Below are 15,056 nucleotides of genomic sequence, written 5' to 3'. Positions count from 1 at the left end.
AATATAAGATTAATTACATTTTTGAAAACCTGGCACGGGCGCTGCAACCACTAAGACAACCTTCTAACCCGTACAAGGAATTGAAAAATGACTGACATCAATAAAGAATCGATCTCCGTACTGAACGACCTGATCGAGACCAGCATCGACGGCCAAAAGGGTTTCAAGGAGTGCGCTGAAGACATCAAGCACCCAGAACTCAAAGCCCTGTTTGCCAAGCGTTCCGCTGACTGCGCCACCGCCGCTGCTGAACTGAAAACCGCCGTACGTGCCTTGGGCGGTGATCCTGAAGATTCCGGTAGCGTTGCTGGTGCTCTGCACCGTGGTTGGGTCGACGTCAAGTCGATGCTCACCGGCAAGGATGAAGAGGCAGTGCTGAACGAAGCCGAGCGTGGTGAAGACCATGCCCTGAAGGCTTATAAAGAAGCGATCGAGAAGATCAACAAGCACAACCTGCTGGGCATTCGTGACCTGGTTGAGCGTCAGTACCACGGCGTACAACGCAACCACGACCAGGTGAAAGCCCTGCGTAACCAGGCTCGTGCTCAGTCTTGAGTCGTCGCTGAATAGAAAAAGCCCCGCCGATGCGGGGCTTTTTTATGCGCCAGGATCAGCCAATGCTGATCGGCGGCAATTCGGTCAAGGTCACGACTTGCTGCTTACGCGGTGCAAGGATCTCCGCCTCACCGTCCACGACCAACTCATCACGCTGGTTGAACACACGGGTGGCGATGCGCACGCGGAATTTCGGCAGCTTTTCGAGGATTTCCAGGCGCACGGTCAGGGTGTCGCCAATCTTCACCGGCTTCTGGAAGCTCATCTGCTGGCCGATGTAGATGGTGCCCGGTCCAGGCAACTCGCAGGCAACGGCCGCGCTGATCAAGGCGCCGCTGAACATGCCATGGGCGATACGCTCCTTGAACATGGTCGCCTTGGCGTACTCGGCGTCCAGGTGCACCGGGTTGTGGTCACCGGACATCGCGGCGAACAGCTGGATATCGCGTTCTTCCACCAATTTGCTGTAGCTGGCGGTCTGGCCGACTTCGAGGGCTTCGTACGGGGTGTTGGTTACCTGGGTCATCTAAAGGTGCATCCTGTGGCTAATCGGTAATTTAATTGACTGATTTTAAACGAAAAATTATTCGCAGCGGGTCGGCCTGCGTAATGTCAGCGCCTGGTCGAGCCACGCCAGCACATCCGCTGTGACAGCGTCGCGGTTGGTTTCGTTGAACACTTCATGACGCGCCTGCGGGTAGACAGCCAGTTGCAGGTGCTGGCAGCCAGCGTCGCGCAAGGCGTCGGCCAGACTGTTGAGACGCTTGCCCTCACTCACCGGATCACATTCGCCGCCCATCACCAGGATCGGCAGGCCCGGATCAATCTGCGCGAGATTGGACGCTTTGCTGATCTGCTGCAAGCCGCCGAGCAGGTCGATCCAGAGCTGGTTGGTACAGCGGAACCCGCACAGTGGGTCGTTGATGTATTTGTCCACCTCATCGGGGTCACGGCTGAGCCAATCGAACGCGGTGCGATTGGGTTTTAACGCTTTGTTGAATGAGCCAAACGACAGGAATTCGATCAGCGCACTGCGCCCGCGCAACCCCTGGCGCAGGCGCTCTATGCGTGCAATCACCCGAGCGGCGCGATAGAGCGCCACGGGTTGGAAGTTCGAGCCGCTGAGAATCGCCCCATGCAGGCTGGCGCTGTGGTGCAGCAGGTAGGCCTGGGCGATGTAACTGCCCATGCTGTGGCCCAGCAGAATGATCGGCAACCCCGGCTGCTGCTGGCCGATATGCTGGTTGAGGCTGGCCAGGTCGCCTACCACTTTGTTCCATCCATCCGTTTCGGCGTACAGGCCCAGGGTGCCTTCATCGGCGGTACGGCCATGGCCGCGCTGGTCCAGCGCATACAGGCCGTAGCCGGCGCCGCACAGGGCCTCGGCCAGGCGTGCATAGCGCCCGCTGTGTTCGGCCATGCCGTGGGACAGCATCACCACGGCCTTGGCTGGGCCCTCGGGCATCCATTGATTGACGTACAGGCGGCTGCGGTCATTCGCGGTCAGCCAGAAGGTGCTGTGGTTCATGGCGCTTCCTTTGCTCGGGGTCGTTGCAGTGTATAGCTCATCTGTTGATAGGCCGCGTATCTGTCTATGCATCCTAGGCATCAGCGGCAAGATTCATACAATCAATGACACGATTTAGCGTATTTGCCTGTTTGGCCATAGCTGCTAACGTCCCCAAAGCTCCGCTTTTTATAGCGTCAGGAAAGCGGCCGGACACACTCAGGTAAGAGGACAAGAATAATGCAACCTGATTTCTGGAATGACAAACGCGCGGCGGGCGTTCCCAATGACATCGACCTCTCTGCCTACAAATCGGTGATCGAGGTCTTCGAGCGCTCCTGCAAGGCTTTTGCCGACCGTCCGGCATTCAGCAACATGGGGATCACCCTGACTTACGCCGAGCTTGAACGCCAGAGTGCGGCGTTCGCCGGCTATCTCCAACAGCACACCGACCTCAAGCCGGGCGACCGCATTGCGGTGCAGATGCCCAACGTGCTGCATTACCCGATTGCCGTGTTCGGTGCCTTGCGCGCCGGGCTGATCGTGGTCAACACCAACCCGCTGTACACCCCGCGCGAGATGCGTCACCAGTTCAAGGACGCCGGTGTACGTGCGCTGGTCTACCTCAACCTGTTCGGCTCGCGCGTGCAGGAGGTGTGCAGCGACACCGAGATCGACTACCTGATCGAAGCCAAGATGGGCGACTTCATGCCCGCCGCCAAAGGCTGGCTGGTCAACACCCTGGTCGACAAGGTCAAAAAGATGGTCCCGGCCTACAGCCTGCCGCGCGCGGTGTCGTTCAAGCGCGCACTGCGCATGGGCGCGGGCCTGGGCGTGACGCGTCACCCGGTGACCCTGGACGATATCGCCGTGCTGCAATACACCGGCGGCACCACCGGCCTGGCCAAGGGCGCGATGCTCACCCACGGCAACCTGGTGGCAAACATGCAACAGGTGCGCGCCTGCATGTCCCAGACCGGTGAGGACGGCCATCCGTTGATCAAGGAAGGGCAGGAGGTGATGATCGCGCCGCTGCCGCTGTACCACATCTATGCCTTCACGGCGAACTGCATGTGCATGATGGTCTCGGGCAATCACAACGTGCTGATCACCAACCCACGGGACATCGGCGGCTTTATCAAGGAGCTGAAAAAGTGGCGCTTCACCGGGTTGTTGGGGCTCAACACGCTGTTCGTGGCGTTGATGGACCATCCTGATTTCAAGTCCCTGGATTTCTCCCATCTCAAGCTCACCAACTCCGGCGGCACCGCATTGATCAAGGCCACCGCCGAGCGCTGGGAGCAGATCACCGGTTGCGCGATTGGCGAAGGCTACGGCCTGACGGAAACCTCGCCGGTGGCCAGCACCAACCCCTACGGCAATAAATCCCGCCTGGGCACCGTGGGCATCCCGGTGCCGGCCACGGCGATGAAAGTGATCGATGACCAGGGCGTCGAGTTGCCACTGGGCGAACGCGGCGAGCTGTGCATCAAGGGTCCGCAGGTGATGAAGGGTTATTGGCAGCAGCCGGCCGCCACCGCCGAGGCGCTGGACGACGAAGGCTGGCTCAAGACCGGTGACATTGCAGTGATCGACGAGGATGGCTTTGTGCGCATCGTCGACCGCAAGAAAGACCTGATCATCGTCTCGGGCTTCAACGTCTACCCCAACGAGATCGAAGACGTGGTGATGGCTCACCCGGCGGTGGCCAACTGCGCGGTGATCGGCGTGCCGGACGAGCGCACGGGGGAGGCGGTGAAGCTGTTTGTGGTGGCACGTGCCGAAGGGGTGAGCCTTGAGGAGTTGAAGGCCTACTGCAAGACCAACTTCACCGGGTACAAGGTGCCCAAGCATATTGTGTTGCGGGAGTCGTTGCCGATGACGCCGGTGGGCAAGATTTTGCGCAGGGAGCTGCGCGACATCGCTTGATGTGAGATGCGGTCAAGAATGTGGGAGGGGGCTTGCCCCCGATAGCGGAGAGTCAGTCACCAGATGTATCGACTGGGGCACTGCAATCGGGGGCAAGCCCCCTCCCACATTTGTTTCAGGTTGGCCTGAAGAGCTTGTTCCAGAGCCTTTTATAGAGGTATTTAAGCTATGTTTAAAGTGTGACCGAATATTGTAGGACAGTCGCGTTTATGACCACGGGGCACACCTTTGGCTCTAGGCGACCTTTGGCAAAGCTGCTACTCTCGGCGCGCTTTGTGACGTCTCGGCCTGCTTGAAAGCGCCAGATTCACCTAAAAAAACATACACCAATAATAATCGCATCAAATGCGATGATGAATTCGCGTCGCTGACGTCGCTGAGGAGTGGGCTTCCATGAACGAAGACTTTTGGAAGGATAAGTACCCCGCCGGGATTGCTGCACAAATCAATCCAGACGAGTATCCGAATATTCAGGCGGTACTGAAGCAGTCCTGCCAGCGCTTCGCCAACAAACCGGCTTTCAGCAACCTGGGCAAGACCATCACCTACGGTGAGTTGTACGAATTGTCCGGCGCCTTCGCCGCGTACCTGCAACAGCACACCGACTTGAAGCCCGGCGATCGCATCGCCGTGCAACTGCCCAACGTCCTCCAGTACCCGGTTGCCGTGTTCGGTGCCATCCGTGCCGGGCTGATCGTGGTCAACACCAACCCGCTGTACACCGCGCGGGAAATGGAACACCAATTCAACGACTCCGGTGCCAAGGCCCTGGTCTGCCTGGCCAACATGGCGCACCTGGCGGAAAAGGTCGTGCCCAAGACCGCCGTCAAGCATGTGATCGTCACCGAAGTCGCTGACCTGTTGCCGCCGCTCAAGCGCCTGCTGATCAACAGCGTCATCAAGTACGTGAAGAAAATGGTTCCGGCCTATCACTTGCCCAACGCGATCAAATTCAATGACGTGCTGGCCAAGGGGCACGGCCAACCGGTCAACGACGCCAGCCCGGCCAGTGGCGATGTCGCGGTGCTGCAATACACCGGCGGCACCACCGGCGTGGCCAAGGGCGCGATGCTCACTCACCGCAACCTGGTCGCCAACATGTTGCAGTGCAAGGCGCTGATGGGCTCCAACCTCAACGAAGGTTGCGAGATCCTGATCACCCCGCTGCCGCTGTACCACATCTATGCGTTCACCTTTCATTGCATGGCGATGATGCTGATCGGCAACCACAACATCCTGATCAGCAACCCGCGCGACCTGCCGGCGATGGTCAAGGAACTGTCGAAGTGGAAGTTCAGTGGCTTTGTCGGCCTGAACACGCTGTTCGTGGCGCTGTGCAACAACGAGGCGTTCCGCAAGCTGGACTTCTCCGCGCTGAAAGTCACCCTGTCCGGCGGCATGGCCCTGCAATTGGCCGCCGCCGAGCGCTGGAAGGCCGTGACCGGCTGTGGCATCTGCGAAGGCTACGGCATGACCGAAACCAGCCCGGTGGCCACGGTGAACCCGATCCAGCACATCCAGATCGGCACCATCGGCATTCCGGTGCCGTCCACCGTGTGCAAAGTCATCGCCGACGACGGCACTGAACTCGCCCTGGGTGAAACCGGCGAGCTGTGCGTCAAGGGCCCGCAAGTGATGAAAGGCTACTGGCAGCGCCAGGACGCCACCGACGAGATGCTCGACAGCGAAGGCTGGCTCAAGACCGGTGACATCGCGATCATCCAGCCCGACGGCTACATGCGCATTGTCGACCGCAAGAAGGACATGATCCTGGTCTCGGGCTTCAACGTGTACCCCAACGAGCTGGAAGACGTGCTGGCGGGCCTGCCGGGCGTGCTGCAATGCGCAGCCATCGGTGTGCCGGACGAGAAGTCCGGGGAACACATCAAGCTGTTTATCGTGGTCAAGCCGGGCGCGACCCTGACCAAGGACCAGGTGATGGAGCATATGCGCGCCAACGTCACCGCCTACAAGGTGCCCAAGGCCGTGGAATTCCGCGATGCATTGCCGACCACCAACGTGGGCAAGATCCTGCGCCGTGAGTTGCGCGATGAAGAGTTGAAGAAGCTGGGCGTTAAAAAGTAAATTTCCCACCGTTTCAGCCAAACCCGTACTTCGATGAAGTACGGGTTTTTTATTGGCTGCTGTTTGATTGACGGCCTGTTCTGATTGGTTGCATATAGCCACTAGTGCGGCGAAAAGATACACAATTGGGTCTTTTCTCGCAGCAACGCGTGGTTGGCCTGAATGACTTATTTACCGACCCGCCGCCAGTCCTGTTGGACTTGCGCGGCACCTAAACTTATTTACCCCAATCAACCTACCAAATCTTGTAGTTGAGCGTCGTCGCCCTGTGCTCTAAAACTCTCATGGCTGTTTCAGGGGTGACAGAATGTCGCATTTGTTCATCAAGTGCGTCAGCCCCCGAAAAGTGATAGCCGATAACGGCATTCCATTATTCGAGGAAACGAGTATGAATAACGCAACTAACGAAACTTTCGCACTTGACGCTTCTGCTGTAGATGCCTTTGCTGACATCCTGAACGATGAAGGCCAAATGCGTGCAGGCTTCGTTATTCACGAATCCAACAACAATATCTCCGCTGATATTGAAGACGCCGGTAAGTAATACACTGCGTGCTATTCGATCGCTCGGATAGCACGCAACTAGCGATCAGTATTTCAACGGGCTACTTTATGTATCGCATGACCTCAAGTTTGCGTAAGGCCTCATTGTCCGACACCTTGGCCCATGCCAGGAAACTTGCCGTGGAGTTGGGTATCACGCGTGTGACCAATACCACTTGGCTGGACAAGATTGGTATTCCGGTATTCGCCAGTATTCGGCCCGATGCCGTTGAGGGCTCGCTCTGCGTCAGCGCCGGGAAGGGCATGCGCATGGAAGAGGCACGTGTCGGTGCCTATATGGAGGCCATCGAGTTTGCGATCGCCGAATACCGCAATAGAAACATCGAGGTATTTGTCTCCACACCGCGCAAGGTCGCGGCACAAGCCGGCTTTGCCCACGATTTCGTTGATTTCTGCCCGATCCTCGGTGCGCCGATCGACCCCGATGGACCCTTGGCGTGTGTCCATGCGCAAGACATTGCCACCGCGCAGACGTTTGCCGTGCCGGCCGAACTGATTTTTTCGCCGTTCAGCGAAAACCAGGGGCAGCGTATTTTCGGTACCAGTACAAACGGCTTGAGTTCTGGCAATAACGTCGACGAAGCCAGCGTGCATGGCATCGCCGAAATCGTCGAGCGTGACGTGCAAGCCTTCAACTTCATGAAAGACACTTCGCGCCTGATCTTGCGCGATTGCCCAGTGGAAACCCTGGATCCGCTGTTTACCCGGGTCGAGGCTGCCGGGTTGAGCGCCGCCGTGCGCTACACCCCCAGCGTGATTGGGTTGCCGTATGTCCAGGGGTTCATCATGGAGCCGTCTGACGACGCGCCGATTGCGATCTCCTGCGGCTCCGGCTTGCACCTTTGCCGTGACATTGCCGCCGTCCGGGGCCTCGCCGAGGCTGCGCAGTCTCGGCTTTCCTACATCCACGGTGGTCGGGATGATCTGATCGAGCGCTTCAAGTACTTCAGCGCCAGTGATCGCCAGGCCGAGCTGGACGCGGTTGCGCGCTTGCGTGCCCACGTTAACGACGCACGCCAGGCCGTTGCCTACTCCGAAATCGAAGACGCCAACGCGCAGATCCATAGCATTGATTCTGCGTTGGAATGTCTGCTTGAGCGTCTGCGCGGTGCAGGGTTTCGCCAGGTCCTGCGAGTGGTGCTGAGTAAAAATGATTCACCGCTGGCGGTGGTCAAGATTGTTATTCCAGGCATGGAATCGTTCCAGCCGGCACTCAAGCGTGCAGGTCCTCGCCTGTCCCGCTATATCGCACGCTAGGGTAGGAGCACGCATGAAGCTGCATTTATTCGTAGGGCCGACCGCGTCCGGTTTGGAGCAGGTCCTGGCCGGATACCGCGAGGTGGTGATGCACGCGCCGGCCAGGCGCGGCGACATCCAGGCACTGGTTGCGCAATACCCGGAGCCTGGCTGTATCGCCATTGTCGATGGCACGTTCCACAGCTTTCCGTCCGTGGGGCATATCGAGATCCGTCGTGCCATCCAGGGTGGCTGGAAGGTATGGGGCCTGGCGTCCATGGGGGCGATCAGGGCGGCCGAGATGCGCTTTCTGGGTATGCAGGGCTACGGGGTTGTCTATGGTCATTACCGTGACGACCCGGAGTTCGACGACGATGAGGTCACACTGGTGCATGAAATTGACGCGCCGTATCGCGCCATGTCAGAACCGCTGATCCACCTGCGGGGTTTCGTCCGTGACTTGTACGAACAGCAGAAACTCTCCGGGGATCACGCACAGGCCATCATTCAGGACCTTAAGGAACGCTGGTACGCCGAGCGCACGCTGTCCCGGTTGAAAAAAAGGTTGCTGGCCACCGGTCAGATGACGCGTCAGGAGGTGGATGAGGCGCTGGGTGGCTTCAATGGATTTCGCGTCAAGAGCCAGGACTTGCAAGGCTTCCTTGCGTCTCGGTGCTGGCACGCCGAGGTGATGGGGTGAACGGCCGATGACCCCGGATACGTTTTTCCACACCATTGGCGGCCTCCCTTTCATCGATGAAGGAGTGCGACCGGCGACGTTGTTGAGCGCCGTTGCCTGTAGCCGGCGCAACGCGGCGCCGCAGGCCCATGAGGCCTTGACCGATTACCTGGATCCGGTCAATGCGCGTGCGCTGTTTAAGCGATTGGCCACCAGCCAGGTCGAGGAATTCGACGCCACTGAGTGTTCGGCTGTGGAGCAACAGCGCATCCAGACAGCCACGGCGCGGATCTGCCAAGTGAGCCCGGCGTGGCGCAGCTTTTTCAACATTCCCATTCGCTATCGCAAGCTGTTGCAACCCATGAGCAGCTCGACCAGTGCGTTGATCCCCCAGACCCTTTACCTGGGCGAACAAGCCTTCGATTCAGCCATTCCCCTGGAAGAAACCCTCGTGCACGAGCATGCGCATATCTGGCTGAACTTCGTGATGGAGGTCTATGACCTTCAAACCTCGCAGGCGCCCAGAGACTATGTGCTGCCTTCGGGCACGCGGGGCAAGACGCTGCGGGGAGTAATGGCGGCCGCGCATTTTGCCGCGGCAGCGTTGAAGTACTACCGCCATCTGCCCGATCCGGTGGCAGACACCCCGCGCCAGGTGTACCTGCAACGGTACTTGGCCGGTTGCCTGGAGATGGCCGCCGAACGCCCGTATTTCACGCCGATGGGCCGCTTGGTGTTCAACGCACTGACCGACTGCCATCACGACCTGAATCTGTACCCGCAAGGAAACCCGCCATGCCTCAAATCATTATCGCCAGCCAGTTCGCCGACCTGACCAACGGTCGAAAGTCCTGGTCGCTACCCTGTGCAAATGCTCTGCAACTGATGGAGGGCCTGCGTGTCGACGAGCCCTTGCTGTACAGCGCCATTGTTGAAGGCGAATACCGCCTCAAGCCGTTTATTAGCCTGGTGATCGATGACATTCCCTACGCGGATGAAGAGCAGTGGAGCGAGATTCCCCTCAGCGCGCATTCCACGGCACTGATCATCAGCGCTGTGGCGGGAGGCTGACATGAGCGATGAACGTTTCAGCGGGGACGAACAGGCGCACTATGCGCGGCATTTCCTGGTCAAGGGCTTTGGCTCCGCTGGCCAGGCCCGTCTCAAGGCTGGCAAGGTGCTGGTGGTGGGGGCCGGAGGGCTTGGCTGCCCGGCGCTGATGTACCTGGCGGCCGCCGGTGTCGGCCACATCGGCATCGTTGAGGATGACACCGTGGACGTCAGCAACCTGCACCGTCAGTTATTGTTCGGCGTTGGCGACATCGGTGCGCCCAAAGGCGCCGTGGCCCGGCAGAAGCTGCTCGACAACAACCCGCATATCGACATCCGGCATTTCGCCGAGCGGCTCAGCCAAAGCAACGTGCTGGCATACGTGCACGCTTATGACGTCATTGTCGACGCGACGGATAACTTCACCACCAAGTACCTGCTCAACGATGCCTGCTACCTCGCTGGCAAGCCTCTGGTGTATGCCTCGATCAGTCAGTTCGAAGGTCAGGTCGGGGTGTTCAACCTGCCGGATGCCGAGGGGCGGCGCTCGACCAATCTACGCGATATTTTCCCCGAACCGCCGCCGGCCGGCCTTGCGCAAAACTGCGGCGAGGCCGGTGTACTGGGCGTGTTGCCGGGTATTGTCGGCTCAATCCAGGCGCTGGAGGCGATCAAGATTCTCGCCGGGGTGGGCGAGCCTGCGGCCAACCGCTTGATGTTGTTCGATGCCTTGGGCCTGCAGTTGCGCCAAGTGTCTGTACGTCATCGCGCGAGCAACCCCTTGAGCGGCGAGTGGCCGTCGATCCACCAGCCCCACGCGATTGAGGCGAGCTGCGCTGTGGCCGTCGGCGAGCGCTATGCCATTTCCCCCCTGGCGTTGGAGCAACGGTTGCGCAGTGACATGCCGTTGCAATTGATCGATGTGCGGGACGAGCATGAGCACCTGGCGATTTCCCTGGGAGGGCTCAACATTCCCTTGAGTGAGCTGCCACAGCGCCTGGCTCAGGCGACGCGCGCCGTCGACACGGTGGTCTACTGCAAAAGTGGTGTGCGTAGTTTGAAAGCCCTGCACGCGATTAACGCCCTCATCGGTGACGGGCAATGTCGCAGTCTGACCGGGGGGCTGGATGCCTATATGGCCGCCGGTTGCCTGGAACGCTTGAGCCGTGACGGAGCGCCGCAATGAGCAGCTCGTCCCTCAATGGCTTGGGACGTGATTTCTACCTGATCCAATGGGCGGCGTTCCTCAACGCGGTCGGCACGCGCTGTGGGCAGTTTGCAATCGCGTGGTGGGTACTGGGCAAGACCGCAAGCCCGGTCGCCTTCGCCGGTTTTGTCGCGGTTGCCACCCTGGCGGATGTGCTGTCGCGTGCCGTGTTCGGCTGGCTGGGCGACCACTATGATCGCCATCGCCTGCTGGTGGGCTGCTACGCCATCAGCGCCGCCACCACGCTGGTGTTGGCGGGGCTCGGGACACTGGACCTCTATCAGCCGTGGTTGATCGCCGCTTGCCTGGCGGTTTCCGGTATTGCCATCGGCATCCGCGATCCGCTGCAGATGAGCCTTACGCCTGCCCTGGTTGCCACGCACAGGGTCAGCGATGCGGTGCGCCTGAGAAGCATCGTCGGCTCCTCGTCGGCACTGATGGGGCCACTGGCCGCCGGCATTCTGCTGGGGCCGCTGGGGGTATTGGGCACGCTCTGGCTCAACGCAGTGGCGGTGTTGCTGGCGCTGGTGCTGATCGTCATGGTCAGGGCGCCAACCGCGAACCTTGCGCAGGGCGCGCGCCAGCTTTCCTATCTGACGGCCTGGTACACACGCACCCGTGAAGGGTTCACCGCCCTTTATCGGGTCAAGCCCGAATGGAATTTGAGCCTGCTGGCGTTCATCGTCAATTTTTCGCTGTACCCGCTGTTCGCCGTGCTGTTCCCGGTGTTGATCAACCGCTATTTTCCCCAGGACCTGTGGCTGATCGCCGTGACGGAAGGTGCCTTCGCGGTGGGGCTGCTGGTGGGCAGCCTGTTTCTGGTCAAGCGCGCCAACGGGCGCTGGGGCAGGCCCAATGTGGTGTTTGCCGGTTTCCTGCTGGTCGGGCTGGCCATGCTGGGCTGCGGGCTGTTCAGTCAGTTTTTCCACGCCCGGCCCGGGTGGTTCGCCAGCGTCACGGTGCCTTTGCTGTTTATCGGCGGCGTAGGCCTGGTCATGGTCACGGTCAACACATCAACGGTGCGGATGCTCGCCACGCCCGACAACTACCGCAATCGGATCGGTTCGGCGACCTCGTTTGTTTCCGGCTTGATCATTCCCTTTGGCGCACTGGTCGGCGGGGCATTTTCTGGCGTGCTGGGCGTGAGCTATGCCATGGCCGCCTTGGGTTTGCTCATTATCCTGGCCGTTGTCCCGTGCATGTTCAGTGCCGTACTGGTGCGTGTCCTGGGCATGAGCGATGACCAGATCAAAGACGTCTACAAGGATTTTTACCCTGATGCTTTCCCGGACTGAAGGAAACGAAAGATGACTGTCACGACCCGCGCACGTTTGTGTAACGCTCGCAACACGCCGACGGTGCCGGCCGCGTTCTGGGAGCACTTCGTCAGTCTCTCCCAGGACAAAACCCAGCCGGTGGTGATGGGGCAGGATGCGCTGAACGAGCCACTCATGTGCCTCGAGGACGTTTTTGAACTGGCGCGTAACGTTGTCGAGTCAGGCGACATGACCGTCAATGCGGACGGCCAGATGCTCAAGCAGCCGGCTGTGCCTGGGTTTCCCCAGGCATTTGACGGTTTCGAGCAGTTTGTCCGCGATTTCGCCGCGCTCAATGACGCCGAGGGCATCACCTTTACCCGCGACTACTGTCTGAAGCATTCCGGTACCGTGGCCACCCAGCTGCGTGCGTTCACCCACGGTTACATCGAGCGCTACGGCATGCCTTATCCGGGGGCCAACGCAGTCTTTATCGGAGGGCGCTACCGTTCGACATGGATCGGCCTGCATAACGATTCGTGCGATACCTTCCTGTTTCCGTTGTATGGCCGCAAACGCATGATGATCTGGCCGCCGGCGTACTTCGATGAAATGGCCCTGGAGAAAAAGTCAGCCCTGAATGGTGTCTGCTTCGGGCATATCGATGTCAGCCCCTATGTCGCCGATGCCACGATTTATGAAGTGGAGGCCGGTGAGATTTTCTTCATTCCCGCTGGCTGGTGGCATTACAACAAGCTGGAGGCGTTGGAAACGACCCTTACCGTGTCGGTGGGCATGTTCAGCCACGGCACGGCGCAGGGCTTCTGTGAAAACCCGATCAAGGCGGCGATTGCCTCGAACGCGGGTAGCGCACAGACCGGCGCTATCGCTCCGGTGCCAAGTGGCGTGTTTGACTCGCTCGCCGACGTCGAGCTGCCGTTGCAAGTGGCGAGGTTTGTCGACACGATCCGGGATAACAGCAAAATCCAGATGCTGCTCAAGTTGTCGGCCAACGGCGTTATTCGTGATCGCGCCTTGGCACGCTCGCAGGTGCTGGACTTTTCGCAAACAACGATCCAGGCCAGGGCCGATAGCCCGTTGTATCTGCTGGCACTGAACGAGCAGGCAGGGCTGCTGTTTGCGGCCGGGGCGATGTTGCGCGTGCAGCAACTGAGCGCAGTGCGTGCGTTGATCACTGGGTTGCTGGGCGGGGCGCCTGTGCCGGTACACACCGCTGGGGATGAAGTACAGAGCGTGGTGCGCTGGCTGTACGACCAGGCCGCCATCGACACCTTTGCGTGACGGGCGTGTGGGCGTAGCGGCTGTGGGCAGCTACGCCGCTATGCCTTATATGTGGCCTTGGGCAACTGCATAGGTGACGGCCTGGACCCGATTGCAGGCGCCGATTTTCTTTTGGATATTGCGCAAGTGGAAGTTCACCGCGTCGGCGGTCACATTTAATATGCGACCGATTTCTTCCGAGGTCTTTCCATCCGCAGTCCAACGCAGCACTTCTTTTTCTTTTTGGCCGAACTCGAGATCCAGCGTGTTCATGAGTGCATCTTCCAATTCGAAGATGCGATAACCCACTGTTTCAGAGAATGCTTTGATTAACGGTTTGAGTGTTTCCCACTCGGCATCATCAACCGCATTGTTTTTTCTGGCCAGGGACAGCAGCGCAATATACCCGCGGGCATTGAAAGAAGGTTGGGTAACTCCAATATTGAGTTGGACGGCTTTTGCATCAGCCCATAATTGTGGGCACTCTTCAAAAAGATCCTCATGCCAGCGCACAGGCTCGGACGAGACTTTGCAATGGCGTATAGTCGGATCAATGACCGCATGGTTCTGCTCTTTGTATCGATGCAGCCACTCAGTGGGGTAGTTGCCGAATACATGAATCTTGGGTCGAGTGAACGGCGTGGTTTCACACACTGTATAGGAAAAAAAGTCAAACCCCAGTGTGTGGCTGAATAACGTGGCTGATTCAATAAAACCCTCGCGGGTTTGAGGGGGGGCACTGCACTGAGTGAATTGTCTGATCCATGACAAGTACCGCTCCATATACCCTGATCTCCATTTTCAAAAAAAATGCAGGTCAGTATAGTTACATTTTGAAATATATGTAAACGCTAAGGTCGCGCGACGGCATTAATACAATCGCACGATCCTTTCAGGTATTTATTAGTTGCGCAGGGGCCGCGGCAAATTGCTATTAATGAGCGAACTGCGCGAAGCTTACGCCTGCACCGGCTGGACGCACGTCCTTCAAGAACGAATCCTTGTCCGCGCTCAGTTCCAGGGTGATCTCTGGTTTGCGCTTGCCTGCGTTGCGCACCACCAGCCCTTCGATGTGTTCACGCAAAAACGCCGTCGGCACCTTCAGGTGCAGCAACTGGTCGGTCTCGGCGTTGTGCATCAACAGGTGGATCCACTCGTACTGGCCCACGGCAATCCGGCCCACCGGCAGGTCGAACCACCAGATGTTGCGTTTGCGGTCCAGGTCGGTGAAGTGGCAGTTGTTGACGCCGAGTACGGCACCGCCCAGTTCGGTGTTTCGGCGGGCGATGGCCTGTGCTTTATTGAGTTTCATAACCTTCCTACGGGATCTGTTATTCAGCGTTTGAGCCTGAATGTGCCGGGCATTCTCAGGGGTTGGCGGCAAAACATAAAGCCAAACCTGCGGCCGGCGATGAAATGCGTGGGCAAAAATAATTGAAACTCTGCCGAACGGCCTTGGGTCAATCTCTAGGTAATGACCAAAACCCTTGATTGTTCTCAGGAGAAATACCATGGGCAGCACAGCGGATAAGGCAAAAGGTTTGAAAGACGAAGCCGTCGGCAACATCAAGCAAGGCATCGGCAAAGTCACCGGTAACGACAAACTGCGCGCTGAAGGCGTGGTGCAGGAAAAGAAAGGCCAAGTCGAAAAAGCGATTGGCGACACCAAGGACGCCGTGAAGAAAGCGACCAAGTAAGCGCGTTTTC

General features: G+C 58.9%; 16 protein-coding genes. 12 read left to right on the top strand and 4 right to left on the bottom strand.

Annotated features, from left to right (window positions below; all coding sequences use genetic code 11):
* The first annotated feature begins 87 nt into the window (after positions 1-87).
* Entirely contained in the window at positions 88-555 is a 468-nt protein-coding gene (locus HX793_RS02200) for a ferritin-like domain-containing protein (RefSeq protein ID WP_010208206.1), read from the top strand.
* A 55-nt stretch (positions 556-610) separates the two neighbouring features.
* Here the strand turns inward: HX793_RS02200 and HX793_RS02195 are convergent, their stop codons facing one another.
* Both HX793_RS02195 and HX793_RS02190 read right to left on the bottom strand, forming a co-directional pair.
* Positions 611-1,081 (bottom strand): MaoC family dehydratase, encoded by a 471-nt coding sequence (locus HX793_RS02195; protein ID WP_010208208.1) that lies wholly within the window; start codon positions 1,079-1,081, stop codon positions 611-613.
* Between the two features lie 57 nt (positions 1,082-1,138).
* A complete protein-coding gene (locus tag HX793_RS02190; RefSeq protein WP_177096745.1) occupies positions 1,139-2,083 on the bottom strand; it encodes an alpha/beta hydrolase in 945 nt (314 codons plus the stop codon).
* Positions 2,084-2,302: 219 nt separating this feature from the next.
* Between HX793_RS02190 and fadD2 the strand changes: the two genes are divergently transcribed.
* The 10 genes from fadD2 (at position 2,303) to HX793_RS02140 (ending at position 13,370) form a co-directional block, all read left to right on the top strand.
* Positions 2,303-3,991: a long-chain-fatty-acid--CoA ligase FadD2 gene (gene fadD2 / locus HX793_RS02185; RefSeq protein WP_177096747.1), complete on the top strand. Its 1,689-nt coding sequence runs from the start codon at positions 2,303-2,305 to the stop codon at positions 3,989-3,991.
* Between the two features lie 393 nt (positions 3,992-4,384).
* A complete protein-coding gene (gene fadD1 / locus HX793_RS02180; RefSeq protein WP_177096749.1) occupies positions 4,385-6,076 on the top strand; it encodes a long-chain-fatty-acid--CoA ligase FadD1 in 1,692 nt (563 codons plus the stop codon).
* Between the two features lie 307 nt (positions 6,077-6,383).
* The gene (locus tag HX793_RS02175) at positions 6,384-6,620 is read left to right on the top strand and encodes a hypothetical protein (protein WP_016975961.1); all 237 of its coding nucleotides are present in this window, start codon (positions 6,384-6,386) and stop codon (positions 6,618-6,620) included.
* Between the two features lie 77 nt (positions 6,621-6,697).
* Entirely contained in the window at positions 6,698-7,897 is a 1,200-nt protein-coding gene (locus HX793_RS02170) for a YcaO-like family protein (RefSeq protein WP_177096751.1), read from the top strand.
* Between the two features lie 13 nt (positions 7,898-7,910).
* Positions 7,911-8,576, top strand: a complete 666-nt coding sequence (locus HX793_RS02165) for a TfuA-like protein (RefSeq protein WP_016975963.1) — start codon at positions 7,911-7,913, stop codon at positions 8,574-8,576.
* 7 nt (positions 8,577-8,583) lie between these two features.
* On the top strand, positions 8,584-9,390 hold the full coding sequence (locus HX793_RS02160; protein ID WP_016975964.1) for an aKG-HExxH-type peptide beta-hydroxylase: 807 nt from the start codon (positions 8,584-8,586) through the stop codon (positions 9,388-9,390).
* The gene (locus tag HX793_RS02155; protein ID WP_016975965.1) at positions 9,351-9,626 is read left to right on the top strand and encodes a MoaD/ThiS family protein; all 276 of its coding nucleotides are present in this window, start codon (positions 9,351-9,353) and stop codon (positions 9,624-9,626) included. The genes HX793_RS02160 and HX793_RS02155 overlap by 40 nt, the downstream gene beginning before the upstream one ends.
* 1 nt (position 9,627) lies before the next feature.
* Positions 9,628-10,791: a ThiF family adenylyltransferase gene (locus HX793_RS02150; protein ID WP_177053481.1), complete on the top strand. Its 1,164-nt coding sequence runs from the start codon at positions 9,628-9,630 to the stop codon at positions 10,789-10,791.
* On the top strand, positions 10,788-12,107 hold the full coding sequence (locus HX793_RS02145) for an MFS transporter (protein WP_177053482.1): 1,320 nt from the start codon (positions 10,788-10,790) through the stop codon (positions 12,105-12,107). The genes HX793_RS02150 and HX793_RS02145 overlap by 4 nt, the downstream gene beginning before the upstream one ends.
* 12 nt (positions 12,108-12,119) lie before the next feature.
* Positions 12,120-13,370: a cupin-like domain-containing protein gene (locus tag HX793_RS02140; protein ID WP_016975968.1), complete on the top strand. Its 1,251-nt coding sequence runs from the start codon at positions 12,120-12,122 to the stop codon at positions 13,368-13,370.
* Positions 13,371-13,415: 45 nt separating this feature from the next.
* Here HX793_RS02140 and HX793_RS02135 read toward each other — a convergent pair whose 3' ends face one another.
* Both HX793_RS02135 and HX793_RS02130 read right to left on the bottom strand, forming a co-directional pair.
* Entirely contained in the window at positions 13,416-14,120 is a 705-nt protein-coding gene (locus HX793_RS02135; RefSeq protein ID WP_177053483.1) for an autoinducer binding domain-containing protein, read from the bottom strand.
* 163 nt (positions 14,121-14,283) lie between these two features.
* Positions 14,284-14,661 (bottom strand): hypothetical protein, encoded by a 378-nt coding sequence (locus HX793_RS02130; protein WP_016975969.1) that lies wholly within the window; start codon positions 14,659-14,661, stop codon positions 14,284-14,286.
* 199 nt (positions 14,662-14,860) lie between these two features.
* Between HX793_RS02130 and HX793_RS02125 the strand changes: the two genes are divergently transcribed.
* Entirely contained in the window at positions 14,861-15,046 is a 186-nt protein-coding gene (locus HX793_RS02125) for a CsbD family protein (protein ID WP_016975970.1), read from the top strand.
* The last annotated feature ends 10 nt before the right edge of the window (positions 15,047-15,056 follow it).

The organism is Pseudomonas reactans, from assembly GCF_013387025.1.
GTDB classification, from domain to species: Bacteria; Pseudomonadota; Gammaproteobacteria; order Pseudomonadales; family Pseudomonadaceae; genus Aquipseudomonas; species Aquipseudomonas reactans.
Note: the sequence above shows the minus strand (reverse complement) of the source record. Positions and strands in the feature narration are given on the sequence as shown.

Excerpts from the sequence above, each read along its gene's own strand:
- HX793_RS02200 (WP_010208206.1), top strand. The coding sequence starts at position 88 with ATGACTGACATCAATAAAGAATCGATCTCCGTACTGAACGACCTGATC.
- HX793_RS02195 (WP_010208208.1), bottom strand. The coding sequence starts at position 1,081 with ATGACCCAGGTAACCAACACCCCGTACGAAGCCCTCGAAGTCGGCCAG.
- HX793_RS02190 (WP_177096745.1), bottom strand. The coding sequence starts at position 2,083 with ATGAACCACAGCACCTTCTGGCTGACCGCGAATGACCGCAGCCGCCTG.
- fadD2 (WP_177096747.1), top strand. The coding sequence starts at position 2,303 with ATGCAACCTGATTTCTGGAATGACAAACGCGCGGCGGGCGTTCCCAAT.
- fadD1 (WP_177096749.1), top strand. The coding sequence starts at position 4,385 with ATGAACGAAGACTTTTGGAAGGATAAGTACCCCGCCGGGATTGCTGCA.
- HX793_RS02175 (WP_016975961.1), top strand. The coding sequence starts at position 6,384 with ATGTCGCATTTGTTCATCAAGTGCGTCAGCCCCCGAAAAGTGATAGCC.
- HX793_RS02170 (WP_177096751.1), top strand. The coding sequence starts at position 6,698 with ATGACCTCAAGTTTGCGTAAGGCCTCATTGTCCGACACCTTGGCCCAT.
- HX793_RS02165 (WP_016975963.1), top strand. The coding sequence starts at position 7,911 with ATGAAGCTGCATTTATTCGTAGGGCCGACCGCGTCCGGTTTGGAGCAG.
- HX793_RS02160 (WP_016975964.1), top strand. The coding sequence starts at position 8,584 with ATGACCCCGGATACGTTTTTCCACACCATTGGCGGCCTCCCTTTCATC.
- HX793_RS02155 (WP_016975965.1), top strand. The coding sequence starts at position 9,351 with ATGCCTCAAATCATTATCGCCAGCCAGTTCGCCGACCTGACCAACGGT.
- HX793_RS02150 (WP_177053481.1), top strand. The coding sequence starts at position 9,628 with ATGAGCGATGAACGTTTCAGCGGGGACGAACAGGCGCACTATGCGCGG.
- HX793_RS02145 (WP_177053482.1), top strand. The coding sequence starts at position 10,788 with ATGAGCAGCTCGTCCCTCAATGGCTTGGGACGTGATTTCTACCTGATC.
- HX793_RS02140 (WP_016975968.1), top strand. The coding sequence starts at position 12,120 with ATGACTGTCACGACCCGCGCACGTTTGTGTAACGCTCGCAACACGCCG.
- HX793_RS02130 (WP_016975969.1), bottom strand. The coding sequence starts at position 14,661 with ATGAAACTCAATAAAGCACAGGCCATCGCCCGCCGAAACACCGAACTG.
- HX793_RS02125 (WP_016975970.1), top strand. The coding sequence starts at position 14,861 with ATGGGCAGCACAGCGGATAAGGCAAAAGGTTTGAAAGACGAAGCCGTC.